General features: G+C 44.6%; 15 protein-coding genes. 14 read left to right on the top strand and 1 reads right to left on the bottom strand.

Annotation, left to right across the window (positions count from 1 at the left end; all coding sequences use genetic code 11):
- The first annotated feature begins 12 nt into the window (after window positions 1-12).
- The 13 genes from WCW_RS00835 to WCW_RS00890 all read left to right on the top strand — a co-directional run bounded on the left by WCW_RS00835 (window position 13) and on the right by WCW_RS00890 (window position 12,379).
- On the top strand, window positions 13-4,932 hold the full coding sequence (locus tag WCW_RS00835) for an RHS repeat-associated core domain-containing protein (RefSeq protein ID WP_013181277.1): 4,920 nt from the start codon (window positions 13-15) through the stop codon (window positions 4,930-4,932).
- On the top strand, window positions 4,925-5,158 hold the full coding sequence (locus WCW_RS00840; RefSeq protein WP_049767092.1) for a hypothetical protein: 234 nt from the start codon (window positions 4,925-4,927) through the stop codon (window positions 5,156-5,158). Before WCW_RS00835 ends, WCW_RS00840 begins: the two co-directional genes overlap by 8 nt.
- A gap of 473 nt (window positions 5,159-5,631) precedes the next feature.
- Window positions 5,632-6,585, top strand: coding sequence for an RHS repeat-associated core domain-containing protein (locus tag WCW_RS10345; protein ID WP_227738838.1), 954 nt, complete (start codon window positions 5,632-5,634; stop codon window positions 6,583-6,585).
- 1 nt (window position 6,586) lies between these two features.
- Window positions 6,587-6,856: a hypothetical protein gene (locus tag WCW_RS00850; RefSeq protein ID WP_013181280.1), complete on the top strand. Its 270-nt coding sequence runs from the start codon at window positions 6,587-6,589 to the stop codon at window positions 6,854-6,856.
- Between the two features lie 282 nt (window positions 6,857-7,138).
- Window positions 7,139-7,348, top strand: a complete 210-nt coding sequence (locus WCW_RS10080; protein ID WP_013181281.1) for an RHS repeat domain-containing protein — start codon at window positions 7,139-7,141, stop codon at window positions 7,346-7,348.
- 164 nt (window positions 7,349-7,512) lie between these two features.
- Window positions 7,513-7,965, top strand: coding sequence for a hypothetical protein (locus tag WCW_RS00860; protein WP_041941439.1), 453 nt, complete (start codon window positions 7,513-7,515; stop codon window positions 7,963-7,965).
- Window positions 7,966-8,010: 45 nt separating this feature from the next.
- The gene (locus WCW_RS10350; protein ID WP_079891143.1) at window positions 8,011-8,139 is read left to right on the top strand and encodes an RHS repeat-associated core domain-containing protein; all 129 of its coding nucleotides are present in this window, start codon (window positions 8,011-8,013) and stop codon (window positions 8,137-8,139) included.
- Between the two features lie 118 nt (window positions 8,140-8,257).
- Window positions 8,258-8,485 carry a hypothetical protein gene (locus tag WCW_RS10355; protein ID WP_013181283.1) on the top strand — a complete coding sequence of 76 codons (228 nt, stop codon included), beginning with the start codon at window positions 8,258-8,260 and terminating at the stop codon, window positions 8,483-8,485.
- Window positions 8,425-8,892, top strand: coding sequence for a hypothetical protein (locus tag WCW_RS10360; RefSeq protein ID WP_049767093.1), 468 nt, complete (start codon window positions 8,425-8,427; stop codon window positions 8,890-8,892). The genes WCW_RS10355 and WCW_RS10360 overlap by 61 nt, the downstream gene beginning before the upstream one ends.
- 677 nt (window positions 8,893-9,569) lie before the next feature.
- A complete protein-coding gene (locus tag WCW_RS00875; RefSeq protein WP_013181285.1) occupies window positions 9,570-9,848 on the top strand; it encodes a transposase in 279 nt (92 codons plus the stop codon).
- Complete coding sequence (locus WCW_RS00880) at window positions 9,845-10,606, top strand: IS3 family transposase (protein WP_013181286.1); 762 nt, start codon at window positions 9,845-9,847, stop codon at window positions 10,604-10,606. The genes WCW_RS00875 and WCW_RS00880 overlap by 4 nt, the downstream gene beginning before the upstream one ends.
- Before the next feature lie 174 nt (window positions 10,607-10,780).
- Window positions 10,781-11,662 carry a S1C family serine protease gene (locus tag WCW_RS09630; protein ID WP_013181287.1) on the top strand — a complete coding sequence of 294 codons (882 nt, stop codon included), beginning with the start codon at window positions 10,781-10,783 and terminating at the stop codon, window positions 11,660-11,662.
- A 237-nt stretch (window positions 11,663-11,899) separates the two neighbouring features.
- Window positions 11,900-12,379: a PEGA domain-containing protein gene (locus WCW_RS00890; RefSeq protein WP_013181289.1), complete on the top strand. Its 480-nt coding sequence runs from the start codon at window positions 11,900-11,902 to the stop codon at window positions 12,377-12,379.
- 59 nt (window positions 12,380-12,438) lie between these two features.
- Here the strand turns inward: WCW_RS00890 and WCW_RS00895 are convergent, their stop codons facing one another.
- Entirely contained in the window at window positions 12,439-13,326 is an 888-nt protein-coding gene (locus WCW_RS00895) for a hypothetical protein (protein WP_013181290.1), read from the bottom strand.
- 129 nt (window positions 13,327-13,455) lie between these two features.
- Between WCW_RS00895 and WCW_RS00900 the strand changes: the two genes are divergently transcribed.
- A complete protein-coding gene (locus WCW_RS00900; protein ID WP_013181291.1) occupies window positions 13,456-15,096 on the top strand; it encodes an FAD-dependent thymidylate synthase in 1,641 nt (546 codons plus the stop codon).
- Window positions 15,097-15,155: the final 59 nt, after the last annotated feature.

Here is a 15,155-nt window from a genome sequence, read left to right on the forward strand (position 1 = left end):
AAATCGGACTAGATGAAAATGCGCAAACTCTCTTTTTTACTCCTCCTCTTCCTTTCCACCCTCTATGCATCCGACAACGAGATCCCCGGGCGTCTGTCAGCCGACCAGCAGCCGCAGGCAGTCGTTGCCGGCTGCGTCAACACCGTCTCCGGCAGCTTTTTCTTTTCCGAAACCGACCTTCCGGCAGCAGGCCTTGGCACCCTTCAGCTCGTGCGCAGCTATGACAGCGGCAATAGCGGCAAAGGCTTTTTCGGCAAAGGAATGTCCCACACCTTTCCCACCAACCTCTGGATCAGAGAAAAAAAAGATCAAATCAAAGCCGCCCTTTCGACAAGCGAATCCTCAGAGATCCCCTATGAAGGGAAAGCTGGCGGCACCTTCTCTATCCCTTTCGATTTTAGGGAAGAATCCGGCTACACCGGCTCGATCAATCCCTTAAACCGCTTAGAGCCGCACCTAGGGCACATCCACATCAGCGGAGGCCAAGGCAAATGGAGAGCCCGGCTCTCCAACGGAGCCTTAAGACACTTTATACATAAAAAAGATCGCGACAACCGCCTCACACTAGAAGAGCTCCCTAACGGACAAACCTTTCACTATCTCTATCCCTCTGATTCCATGTCCGTTTTTCAAAAAGATGCCGACGGCAGCCGCTTGTCCTCTTTATTCATCCTAAACGGAGACACGAAATACGCCAGCCTCGATAAACAAAAATACTGCACCTACCACTTCGATTCCAGAAAACGCCTAAAGGCAGTCGAAGCCGGCCACCTTCCCGCCCAAGGCTACGAATACAACAGAGCCGGCAAACTCTGCAAACTCTGGAAAGGAGGATCCGAGCAGCTCAAAATCGAGTACTTCAAAACAGACAAGCACCACAAAGGGAAAGTCAAAAACATCCAGCGTCCCAAAAAGTACGGCGGCCATGAAAAACTCTACACCTTTTCCTATAAAAAAGATCAAACCATCGTCACCTGTCCCCTTGGAAATGCGCAGATTTTCAACTACCACAACCGCAGAATCACCCAATTTGAAGACTGCGCAGCCAACAGATGCTGGAAATACCGCTACACCCCCCTTGCCGACATCCGAAGCCTTGCACTATTTGAAACCTCCACAAACACCTGCCTCCACTACATCAGCTACACCTACGATAAAAACGGAAACCCCTTAAGCAAAAAAACATACGGACAGATCACAGGCAATCAGGACAGCGCCGTCGCATTTCCCAACCAGGATCAGCCCCATCAAGAAACCGCATTCGAGTACTCGGAAGAGAACCGCTTAACCAAAGAGATCAAGCCAAACGGCACAGAAATCCACTACACCTACCATCCCGGCACCTCGCTTGTCCAATCCAAACAAATCATCAGCCAAGGCGTCTGCCAGCTCAGAGAGTTTTACACCTATAACAGCGCAGGATTTACAACAGAGATCATCGAAGACGACGGCAGCGGATCAGAGGCTGACGACCTTACGAACGCCACCTATCGCCTCAAAACCGTCAACACCTACGAAAAACTCCTGCCCCTCTCCACCTCTAAGCTTTACCAGGACCCCCAAACAAAAGAGTGGATCCTTCTTTCCCGCAAAGAAAACCACTACGACCACCTCAACCGGCCCATCGAACAAAGAACCTACGACGCCGGGGGAAGCCATGCCTACTCCACCCATACAGAATACGACGCCCACAACAACATCACCTCCCAGATCAACCCCTTAGGCGAACTCACCCTCTATACCTACGACCACCTCGACAGAAAAACCTCCGAAGAGCACTTCGGCACAGGAAAAATCACCCGTTTCCACTACAACAGATACAACCAGCTCATCAAAGAAACAGAAGAACATGCAGATGGCGAAACCCTTATCACCACCCACACCTATGATTTAGCCGGCAACCGCAAAAGAACAACCGACCCTTACGGCAACAAAACCATCTTTATCTATGACCAAAGCAGTCGCCTGATCTCCACCATCGACCCCTCAGGCAATCAAGAGACAACCACCTACGACATCTTCAATCATCCCATCATCGCCACAGATAAAAACGGCCATCAGACCCATAGAAGCTATAACATCTTCGGCCAGGTGCTCACCACCGCCCACCCCGACGGCACCTTTACCTGCAACCAGTACCGCCTCGATAGCACCCTCCATATCAAAACAGAAGCAGACGGATCCTATACCGAATACACCTACGACTATTTAGACCGCGTCATCAAAGAAGAGATCTTCAGCCCCGAGGGGAAAAGCCTTGCCGTTTCCACCAAGCATTATAAAGGAAAAAACCTCATTTTCGAAATCGATGCCCGAGGCATCAAAACCACATACACCCATGACCCCGCCGGCCGAAAAACCTCCATGCAAAGAGGCAGCCGCCTCGAAGAATACAGCTACGATTCCTTAGGCAGACTCTATTGCACCAAAACCCAAGACCGCATCGAGATCAAAGAGTTTGACAATTTAGACCGCGTCATCGAAGAAAGAGTCGAAGACCGTCAAAAGCTCCTGCGCAAGAAAACCCTTGCCTATGACCGCTTTGGCAACATCTGCCTGGAGCGTCAATACACCTCTTTAACAGAGTATTCAGAAATCCGCACCCTTTATAACTCCCATAACCTCATCGCATCCACTATCGATCCCCAAGGAAACGAAACCACCTATCACTACCTCTTTGATGACCAATTCACAAAAATACGGATAGACCCCTTAGGGCAAGAGCAGTGGGAGACATTCGACTGGAGCGGCAACTGCATCCGCAAAGAGATCCGCTTCTTTGGCAACGTATACGCCGGCCAGCGCAACCACTACGACCCCGTCGGCAACCTCATCAAGCAGATCCACGACATTTACATCGATACCGAGAAAACCGGCGAATACGTCATCGAGTGGCAATACAATGAAGTCGGACAGGTCGTCAAAGAAACCGAGCAGAACCTAAAAACCACCGAGACCTTTTATGCGCTAGGGAAAAAAACATGCGAAATCAAACCCGGAGGCGCCTCTCTTTGCTACGCCTACGATCATTTTGGCAGAGTGTCCGAGCTCTTTTCCTCCGACAGCACCATCCATTATCAATACCGCTACGACCCCGTCGGCAACCTCATTTCCTCAGAAGACCTCGTCAACCAAACCCTGCTTGAAAGAGAGTATGACGAGAACAACAACATCACCAAAGAGCGCCTGCCCAACGGGTATGAAAGCCGCTTTGACTACGACAGCCAAAACAGGCTCACTAAAATCATCCTTCCCGATCTCTCCGAAGTGCACTACATCTGGAATGCAGCCGATTTAATCGCCGTTAAGCGAGGAGATCAAGAGCATCGCTATACACTCGACTTAGCCGGCAACATCATCCAAGAAACCGGTTTTCACGGAGAGGTCGTTGACTACACCTACGATCCTAACCAGCGGATCGCCTCCATTGTCTCAAAAAACTTTAAGCAGCACCTCGCCTTTGACGCCGTCGGCAATCTTGTCGAAGACAACGAGGAAGCGTACACCTACGATTTCCTCTATCAGCTCACCTCCGATCAAAACACCCATTACAAGTACGATTCGCTGAACAACCGCCTAGAGAAAGACAGCCTCTCCTATTCGCACACCCCCCTGCAGCAGGTGGCCTTCGACGGGGAGTCTGAGTATGCCTACGATGGCGACGGCAACCGCATCGTCAAGGGAAGCACTTGCTATCAGTATGACGCTTTAAACCGTCTGATTGAAGCAGACGGCATCCGCTACAGCTACGACTCCTTCGGCCGTTTAATGAGCCGTAACAACGAGTGCTTTTTTTACTACAAGAACTACGACCTCGGAAATCCCGATGCCTTAAGGTTGATCGGCAGGTCGACAATCGGGATCGAGACCTCTCAAGGACTTTTTTCCGCCCTTTGCGATTATCGGGGAAGTGTGTGCGTCATTTTGGATGAGGCGTTGAACAAAAGTGCAGAGTATCGCTACTCAGCTTTTGGCGAAACCGAAGCAACAGGAGATTTTCACTCTCCCTGGCAGTTTTATTCGCAGCGTGCAGATGCCGAGACAGGGTTTTTGCATTTTTACAAAAGAGTTTACGACCCTGCCATCGGTCAATGGCTGACTCCCGATCCTCTAGGCTTTGCAGACGGCCCCAATCTCTATGCCTATGTGCACAGCAACCCCTTAAGGTTTTGCGATCCATACGGTTTATCGATGAAGGAATTTTTCAAGGGATTTGCAGCATCGGCAGCTCAAGTAGGGGCGGCGTGTGTGGCCAAGTGGGCAATTGTCGGGGCTGTAACATTTGCTTGTCCTCCGGCAGGAGCTGCCGTGTCGTCTGCAATGACGGCGTACTCAGTGGGGATGACAGCATACAGCGTAGGGAAATGTGCGTATGACAACTACGATACGTTGCAGGAGATAGGAGACGCTGCACTCGCGGGCGACTTGGGACAGATTGCAGCATGGGGGATCGATGCGGTTTGCAGCATGTCTTACGAGCAGCTGGGAAGCTTGGCTTTCGATGCGGTGTCGATCGCAGCTCCTATGGCTCGGGTGAAAGGTGCGAAGGCTGTGGCAGATGCCAAGGCTGCATCTGTAGCGGAGAAAGTTGAGAAGGCAGCTAAGAGTACGCCGGTTGTTAATAAATTTAATAAAGTGGATGCTGTTATTCATGAAACCATGAGCAACAAGGGGAATATTGCCAGTAGGTTTAGGCTGTCTGTTGATGAAGCTTTGGATGCGGGGCAAAAATTTTTAGGTTCTGGATATAGAGAGATGGGGCAATCTGGTAGTGGTGTGTTTAGAAGTGCGGATGGATTGAGGCAATTTCGCATGGATACAAGCTCATTGTTAGGAAAGCATTCTCCAGGCTACCCTCATGTTTACTTAGAACTTTTTAAATATGGCACAAGAGAACCGTATATTAACAACCATATTATTTTTTATGAATAGAGAGATTAAACTAGATCAAACGGGTAAAATCCTTTCAGGAAAGTCAAAAGGTTGGTTTCTTCGAGTAGAAGAAACTGATAAAAACTCTGGAAATTTTTTAATATTAGTTTCTAAGGATAGCAAATTTTCAAGATATGCTGAAGGATATGATTACTGGGCAGAAAACTTTGACGAGCTCCAAGAAATTTTCAAAGAGACGAGTTGGATTGTATCATGGAAAATTTGAAAGAGGATTGAGACGAGCTGGAAGGGTTTTGGATAAACACGGGAATAGGTCTGGAAGTGTTTTTCCTAGAGTTTTTGGTAATTATGAAGACTTGATTGCTGATATTAGGATATGACAATCAATTAGCAGCTCTTCCTAACTCAAGAAGAAGGTTATGATAACATGAAACTCGTCATTTATCCTCCAGTTAATAGCGAAATCTGGGAGTTTTCTCTCAAAGAATTTAAGCAGGTTATCCATACTATTTAGAGCGTGTAGGCAATTTAAATGAGAACATCTTGCGCCATCTTTTTTCCATAGAGAATGCTTTCAGACTCAGCAACTGATACCAGTTTACTTCGTCTTCCAAGCAATTCTCCTAGAGAAAAATCTACCGCAATCTGCATCTCATTTAAATTGCCTACACGCTCTTAAGCAAAGGTTGTGAGAATTAAGGAAATTACCTGAAGAATGAATTGGAATGTCATGATTAAATTGAGCACTCCCCCTGGCAGTTTTATTCGCAGCGCGCAGACAGCAAGACAGGATTTTTGCGCTTTTACAAAAGGGTTTATGACCCTGCAATTGGTCAATGGCTGACTCCCGATCCTCTAGGCTTTGCAGACGGCCCCAATCTCTATGCCTATGTGCACAGCAACCCCTTAAGGTTTTGCGATCCGTACGGTTTGTCGATGAAGGAATTTTTCAAGGGGTTTGCAGCATCGGCAGCTCAAGTAGGGGCGGCGTGTGTGGCCAAGTGGGCAGTTGTCGGGGCAGTGTCATTTTTTTGTCCTCCGTTAGGGGCTGCCGTGTCGTCTGCAATGACAGCGTACTCGGTGGGGATGACGGCATACAGCGTAGGGAAATGTGCGTATGACAACTACGATACGTTGCAGGAGATAGGAGACGCTGCACTCGCAGGCGATCTAGGACAGATTGCAGCATGGGGGATCGATGCGGTTTGCAGCATGTCTTACGAGCAGCTGGGAAGCTTGGCTTTTGATGCCGTGTCGATAGCAGCTCCTATGGCTCGGGTGAAAGGTGCGAAGGCTGTGGCAGATGCCAAGGCTGCATCTGTAGCAGCGAGTGCTGAGAAGGCAGCTAAGAAAAAATGTGGAGCTACTCAATACAATGCTTTAAGCTCAAAAGCCGGAGCCAATTTACAAAGACATCTGAGGTATTGTGAAGAATACGGTATGTCAAACGTAAAATATCTTGAAAATGGTCGAATAAGATATTATGGCGATTTGAAACTAGCAAGGACTCCAGGGGAAATGATTGGTCAAAGATATGTTCATGAATTTAATCCTGATATGGGAAGTTCTCGAGGTTGGTTTGAGACCTTGGATGTTAATTTAAATATACGTCAGGTTAGGCCTCAATTGTATTCAAATATAAAAATTCATTATATGTTTGATGAATGTGGGAATTTAGAGAATATTTGGTGATATGAAGCTTAATGAATATTTGCTAAAAGAGAAATTTTTAGAAATACTTAATGAAAGTATTACCTTTGAAGAAGGGGCTTTTTGGGCATCTGAAATGATGGCAAAAAATGAAATTGGGGAATTGGAATATGATTCTAGCGATGATATATCAAAATTATTTTCGGCATTAACTTTTTTAGCAGGGCTTAGTACTGAAATTTCTCCAAGAACTTACCTTTATACAATAGAAGATGTAAAAATTGAATATGATCAATTATTTAGTCGCTCCTGAAAAAGTCCTGCCTATGACCGCTTTGGCAACATATACGCCAGCCAGCACAACTACTATGACCCCGTCGGCAACTGCATCAAGCAGATCCACGACATTTACATCGATTCCGAGAAAACCGGCGAATACGTCATCGAGTGGCAATACAATGAAGTCGGACAGGTCGTCAAAGAAACCGAGCAGAACCTAAAAACCACCGAGACCTACTACTTCCTTGGGAAAAAAACATGTGAAATCAAGCCCGGAGGCGTCTCTCTTTGCTACAGCTACGATCATTTCGGCAGAGTGTCCGAGCTCTTTTCCTCCGACAGCACCGTCCATTATCAATACCGCTACGACCCCGTCGGCAACCTCATTTCCTCAGAAGACCTCGTCAACCAAACCCTGCTTGAAAGAGAGTATGACGAGAACAACAACATCACCAAAGAGCGTCTGCCCAACGGGTATGAAAGTCACTTTGACTACGACAGCCAAAACAGGCGGACTAACTATTAATGAAATAATGTTTGGGTCTAATCCTATAATGGATCCTTGCGGGATACCTGGAGCGCTACGATGGGATACGCCTGGTTCATTTAGAAATAAAATAGGAACGTGGGAGCTTGTATTGCATCCGGAAGAAAAAATTATTTATCATTATAATTTTGTGAGTGATTAATATGGAGTTTGAGATTTTATATAAAAAAACAAATAAAAAATTCGATTTAATATATCGTTTAGATGAGTATTCATTTGATGTTGAACCTAATCAAGAACCAGGAACGTATTCTTTGATGATAAACGATTTGTTTCTTGAATTAGATGAGGAAAAAAAAATAATGTATGTCTGGGGCTTATGTCCTTTAGAAAAGGTAAAAATTATTCGATTATGTCCTAAGAAAATTCAAAATTATTGTTTACGAGTGATGAATTGCGAAAATCTTAACGCGGGTATTCCTTACAAAATTAATAATGCTGGCAGATGGGACGTAAGTCTGAATTCGGAGAAAGGTTGGGTATGTATTGGCAATCCTGGCGATAATGTATCGTTCATTCAATTCGCTCCGGGATCAGTTTTAGCATTAGAGAAGGAGAAAATAGTAGCTTTATGGTTATTGCCGAGGCTCTATTAAGTTGAATGGCAAGGAAATACTTCCGATGGCAACAGTAGGTGTCGAATAAGGAGCAAAACAGGGTTTTTGCATTTTTACAAAAGGGTTTACGACCCTGCCATCGGTCAATGGCTGACTCCCGATCCTCTAGGCTTTGCAGACGGCCCCAATCTCTATGTCTATGTAGCACAGTAACCCCTTAAGGTTTTGCGATCCGTACGGTTTGTCGATGAAGGAATTTTTCAAGGGGTTTACAGCATCGGCAGCTCAAGTAGGGGCAGCGTGTGTGGCCAAGTAGGCGGTTGTCGGGGCAGTGTCATTTTTTTGTCCTCCGTTAGGGGCTGCCGTGTCGTCTGCAATGACGGCGTACTCGGTGGGGATGACGGCATACAGCGTAGAGAACTGTGCGTATGACAACTACGATACGTTGAAGGAGATAGGAGACGTTGCATTCGCGGGCGATCTAGGGCAGATTGCAGCATGTCTTACGAGCAGCTGGGAAGCTTGGCTTTCGATGCCGTGTCGATCGCAGCTCCTGTAGCCAGGGCAAAAGGTGCGAAGGCTGTGGCAGATGCCAAGGCTGCATCTGTAGCGGAGAAAGTTGAAAAGGCAGCTAAGAGTACGCCGGTTGTTAATAAATTTAATAAAGTGGATGCTGTTATTCACGAAACCATGAGCAACAAGGGGAATATTGCCAGTAGGTTTAGGCTGTCTGTTGATGAAGCTTTGGATGCGGGGCAAAAATTTTTAGGTTCTGGATATAGAGAGATGGGGCAATCTGGTAGTGGTGTGTTTAGAAGTGCGAATGGATTGAGGCAATTTCGCATGGATAAAAGCTCATTGTTAGGAAGTCATAATCCATACCTACCCCACGTGCATTTTGAAACTTTCAAATTTTCTACCGATAAAAGATTTTATACAAATAACCATGTACCTTTTTATGATTAAATGAGAATTTTTAGTGAATATTAAAATAAATAGAATAGGACTAATTAAAGAAGGGTTGGATAAAGGGTGGTATGTGCGCATATTAGATGATTTTGAAAACTCCGGAGGATATTTGATAGTCATATTCAATTCTCTTGATTCTAGAAATAAAAAGTTTCAGACGTTTGATAGTTGGGTAGAAAATTTTGAAGATTTATGTGAATATTTTAAAGAGTCATCCTGGGATATCCAATGGTATAATGATAGTTCATCTTGAATGCCGGAAGGATTTCCAAAAACTATGTTTAAACCGGATTTAACGCGAATACAGCCAAAATATTCGACACCACTGGATCATAAGTATTCATAACTATCGGGTTTGTGGTCTTTTTCAAGGAGATGATTATTTTACTTGGGGAAAAGATGGTAGCAGTCCTTCCTTTGATATTTGTCTTTGCTGTGGTGCTGAGTTTGGTTTCGATGATTGTTTTCGAGAAGCTATTAAAGAATTTAGAGAGGAGTGGTTAAAAAATGGAGGACGTTGGTGTTTTCCTAAATTTAAACCTGATAATTGGTCTTTAGAAGATCAACTTAAAAATATCCCTGATGAGTTCAAGTAATCGCATATACTGCTCCCCGTTAAGACATAAAAGGAGCTAAGAGAGTAAAATAACTATCTAAACTATAGGGTTTTACTCATGAAACGAAGAAAATGGACTCCTGAATTAAAAACAAAAATTATATTGGAAGGATTAAGGGGTCGTCCCCTTGCCGAAATTTGCACTGAATACGAAATAAGTCAGGCTCAGTTCTACCAATGGAAGGACTGTTTTCTAAACAATGCGAGCCGAGCGTTTGAAAAAGGAAAATCAGACCAAAAGGAAGCACGTCTTCAGAAGCAAAACAATCGTTTGAAACAAGTGGTTGCAGATCTTACTCTCGAGTTAAAAAAAAACGACGAGGAGTGGTATCTGTGAAGAGAAAACGTCCTGAGATAAGAAGAAAAATCGATGATGTCCTCGCCGAAAGAATTGCTCAGATAAAAATGGAGCACCCCTTTTGGGGTTACAGGCGAGTATGGGCAAGTTTGCGTTATAGAGATGGAATACCGTGCAATTTGAAACGCATTTATCGAATTATGAAAGAGCGAAATCTTCTTTGCGCCAAAAAAATGAGGCCTAAAACTGCTGATAGACATCATCGACCGAAGCCCAAGGCGGAAAAACCTAATCAGATATGGGGAACAGACATGACAAAAGTTTTTGTCGAAGGCGATGGCTGGACTTACATAACAGTTGTACTTGACTGGTACACGAAAAAAATTGTGGGGTTGAAGTCTGGAAGGCGCTCTAAGTCAATAGACTGGCTAGAAGCATTAGACCGGGCGCTTAACACGCAATTTCCAGAAGGGGCCCGTGGCAAAGGACTAAAACTTGTCTCAGATAACGGATGTCAGCCCACTTCAGAGGCTTATATGCGTTACTGCTCAAAAGTAGATGTAGAGCAAATTTACACAAGCTACAACAATCCAAAGGGAAATGCAGAGACCGAGCGATTCATGCGCACCATGAAAGAGGAGCTTTTATGGCTAAAAGAATGGAGGTCTTCAGAAGAACTCTCAAAAGAATTGCAAAGTTGGGTTCTGAAATACAATTCCGATTACCTGCACTCTACTTTGAAATACCGATCTCCAAATGAAATGGAAAAACATTATTATAAATGTGAGGCTGCTTAATGCGAGCGCCCCTGATAGGAAGCATTGAAGGAGAAATCAGATTGCGGTCAATGCCGAGCGTTAGCGAGCTGAAAGGCAGCATTTACTGCAATATGAGAGCTTCGAAAATTCCTGTATCAGGGGGGCGAAAACTCTCTTAGTTTTTGCTTGATTAACGGGTAGCACTACAATCAATTGGGAGGGACATTAAAGGATATCAGCTTTAATACATATGCTCCATTGGCTGGAGGGTTTTCTGAATCTCAAGTTTTTATCACTTGGGAACTCTTTGATACGCTAAACCAAAATGTTATTTTCGAATTTTCAACTTATGGTTATGCAAAATGCGATGGTGTGGGGGGTCAAGCAATCTTTAATGCATTCAAACATGCTCTCCGAGAATTAATGGCAAATGATGAATTTGTCAAATTAACAACTGATAAGAGTTCTGAAAAATCGGATGAATTTCAATACAAACATTCTCAATTAATCAATATTGAAGCTGAACATCAGTCCTTTAAGCTTCCGGAAGAACTTGAAAAAGTTTTGGATGCGGTTGTGTTGATAAAAGCAGGACAGACACATGGTACAGGCTTTGCTATATCCAAAGACGGGTATCTTTTAACTGCAGCACACGTTGTCTCTGGTCTGGATAAAGTACACATTGTAAATAAATTGGGGCAAACCTGCGAGGCCGAAGTACTGAAGCTGGACAAAATCAATGATGTGGCTTTGATTAAAACTCAAGATTGTATTTTTAATCCTTTAGAGCTTGAACTAGAAAATCGCACCTCTATAGGTGCTGAGATATTCGCGATAGGAACACCCCTTAACGAAAATTTGTCTTGGTCAACAACTAAGGGAGTTTTAAGCGGGTATCGGAATATAGACGGCAAAAGATGTATTCAAACTGATACCAGCTTGAATCCGGGGAGTAGTGGAGGGCCTTTGCTCAATAAAGAAGGGAAGGTTGTTGGAGTTGTCAGTTGGAAAATCTCAGGAACAGAAGTGGAAGGCATTTCCTTTGGAATAGATATTGAAGCTGTCCCTTATGTTTTGGGGCTTTCTTTCAATTGAGATGCTTCATTCCTGCTTTCGGTATAGTCAAGATTGAATCGGTTTGTTGTCACTGCTTTTGAGTTTTGCTTGCATTTCGAGATGAACTGCTTGACGCTCCGGTTTCGACTGGCTTAAATTCAAGGCTACTCTTTGCCAACATTCCGATTCTTGAAGTTGGTTCGGTATAAAATAATTAGCAATAAATTGTCGTTTTTTTATAAAATTTTCCTTTTTTTAGAAAAAAAAGAGGAAAAAATGAAGAATAAAGTTTTTTTATTAATATTAACAACAGTGATGATGCTTTTAACTGGCTGTGCAACGATGATGCACGGGACCACGCAAAAGATTGGTATCTCAAGCAATCCGAGCTGTGCAGGAGTTTGGATCGACAATCATTTTGTCGGTGATACGCCGCTGTGTGTGGATTTAAAACGCCGGTGCGATCATGTGATTCGTATCGAACTTGAAGGGTATTATCCCTATGAAATTCAATGTTCGAGAACGCTTAGCGGCTGGGTCTTTGGAAATTTAGCTTTTGGCGGTGTATTAGGGTTCTGTGTAGATATAGTCAGCGGCGGGATCTACTGTTTGACTCCGGATCAAGTGAACGCCTGCTTAAAGGAAGATAACATGATGTATTCCAGAAATGAGAATAGCTCCTACATTGGAATTGTCATGCAACCCGATCCTTCCTGGAATAAGGTGGGGCAATTGAAGAAAATGATTCAAAATTAAAGAGTCGGCCGCAGGTTGAAAAATTGACATTCTCTTCTTCCTTCAGGGAGGGGAGGATGTCAATAGATATCGCTGAAATACCTTTTTACAAGGACGCGCCAGCGCAATGCGCTTGCCTCCATTTCCTTGATGTAGCTGATTAAAGACTGCTTATCCATCGATCCGAAAGAAATAATCTCCTGATCCGTCAATCGATAAAGAACCTGTTTGACAGTACACGGATTAGAGATAAGTCTAGAAAGAGTGTTCGAACACTTTTTAAACTGCCAATGCCGAACCACTAGCCGCACAACTCCGATGAATGCCAGAACTAAAGGGATGGTCTTCAGCCACATCCAGTTTTGATAGCTGCCATAGTCTCCATGCCAAAAAAGGAACAAATCGAACAAAAAGATCACAAAAAGGAGAAAAACGAACAGCATGCTCTCCCATGTTGATTGTACAAGAGGCCCCAGATATCTCCTCCATACAGCCGAAGAGGATTGGTAAGCTAAAAACTCCTCGAATTTCGGCTCTTCAAAACACATCCGCCCGACATGCGCCAATTCATGAGCCACCACCTCCTCCTTTCGCAGCACCTTTAGATACTGATCCGAAAAAAAGAAAGATTTCCTGAGTTGCAGGAATGCAGCTGTCGGGCTTGATTCGTCCATCTGAAAAATCCAGGCGCATCCTCCATGCCAAGGAGTAAGCCGGGTATTGCTGAAGAAAACAGGGACCCAGTCAGGCCTGATCCCATACTGCTTGTCAACTCTCTCCATGTCCTGTTCAGAAAGATCAAGAGGAGCTTCTTTGGAGTCGAAAGGGATCTTGCCTTCCAATGTACTTTTTAAAAAGTCTTTGAGGCTTAAGCAATAAGCTGCCCGCTTCGCAAACGCCTCTTCCGATTCGCCAGGCCCGGGGATTAAGCCTCTTTTGTCCAATTCAATAAATTTTTTAATCTCCATCCCGCTGATTATATTGGATGAATTGAAATTTTATAAACATAAATATTTTTTTTATGTTGAAGAGAGACCTTCTTTTGTGGCACTCTGGTTTCCATTGCAAATGTGTGGAATACAAAATTTAGGTTGATCATGCTACTTGAGGATTACGAAGATTTTACAGAAAGCCAGAGAAAGGTTTTGGAAAAGTACGTCACCAATACCAGCAGCCACGTTTTTGCGCTTCGCAATTTGCCGGAGGTGATTAAGGGGGCTTTGTTTTCCCGCTACTCCCGCTCCAGCCTTGGTTTGCGGTCTCTCTTGCTAAAAGAATTCGTCTCAAATACCGATGAGAGCGGTTTCAATACAATTGTTTCCGGAGCCGGTTCCTCCGAAGATAGCGATGCCCAGGTGCTTGCAATTAAACGTGCGCAAAATTTTTACGATAGAATTTTGGATGGATATGGTGATGATTCGATTGGAGAGCTGGGAGGTGCCCATCTTGCCATTGAAAATATCTCCATGTTGGCGGCAAAAGTTCTGGAGGATAGCCGAATCGGCGGATCGCCCCTTGAAAAATCCACCCGTTACATCTATTTTGATCAGAAAGTGAAAGGCGAGTATCTTTTCTATCGCGAACCGATCATCATGACCTCTGCTTATCGCGATGTTTACATCAATACGTGCAATTTGCTCTTCGAAACCTACAGTAAAATGATCCCTCCTTTGACGGCCCGTCTGGAAGAACAAACGCCGCATGATCCAAACACTTCGAAGGTTGCCTACGCAGCCTCTCTGAGAGCTAAAGTGCTCGATTGTCTCAGAGGCCTGCTTCCGGCCGGAACGTTGACGAATATGGGACTGTTTGGAAACGGTCGTTTTTATGAGCAGCTGATCCATAAGCTGCATTGCAGCAATCTGGCAGAGCTCCAGGAAATTGGACGCAGCTCCTTTGATGAGTTGAACAAAGTGATCCCTTCGTTTATCAGGCGCTCTGATCTTAGCCATCATACGCATCAAAACTATGCGCAATATTACGAAGCGATGCAAATGGAAGTTGCCATGGTTACGGCAAAAAATATGATCTTCTCTGAGAGATCGATGGATCGTGGAGTGCGGTTGATTGCCCATGACAAGGATTCCGTGATTAAGGTGGCGGCTGCGATGCTCTATGCAAATAGCGATCGCGGATTGGAAGACTTGTATCTTTATTGCCAACAACTTCCGATGGAAGATCTTGAGCGGATCCTGGATGCAGGCTGCAGCTCTAGGGAAAACCGCCGGCATAAATCTCCAAGAGCGCTCGAGCACGCTGTGTTCACTTTTGAAATCTTGGCCGATTTTGGCGTCTATCGCGATCTTCAGCGGCATCGAATATTGACCCAGGAACGACAGCTTCTCTCCTGCGATTATGGCTACTTCACTCCACCGGAAATTTCCGGAATGGAATTCGAATCCGATTATCATGCTGCTATGCAGAAGGCAAAAGAAACATTTGATACAATCGCAACCGAACTGCCGGAAGAGGCTCAGTATGTTGTTCCCATGGCGTACAATATCCGTTGGTATTACACCATGAATTTGCGTGCGTTGCAGTGGCTTTGCGAACTGCGCTCCCAGCCTGCCGGTCATCCAAATTACCGTTATGTTGCTCAAGAGATGGCAAAAGAGGTGATCCGCGCTTTTCCGGCGTTTGAAAGGTTCTTAAAATTTGTGGATTATGACGGCCATGATCTTGGACGCCTGAGTCAGGAACAGAAAAAAATTGACAAACAAATATTCAGCTCGCTCTAAAAGAACGGCTTGATTATAATGGATGCTTATGGATAAGCATCCTTGTTGTCACATTCATT

The sequence above is a fragment of the Waddlia chondrophila WSU 86-1044 genome (assembly GCF_000092785.1).
Taxonomy (GTDB): domain Bacteria; phylum Chlamydiota; class Chlamydiia; order Chlamydiales; family Waddliaceae; genus Waddlia; species Waddlia chondrophila.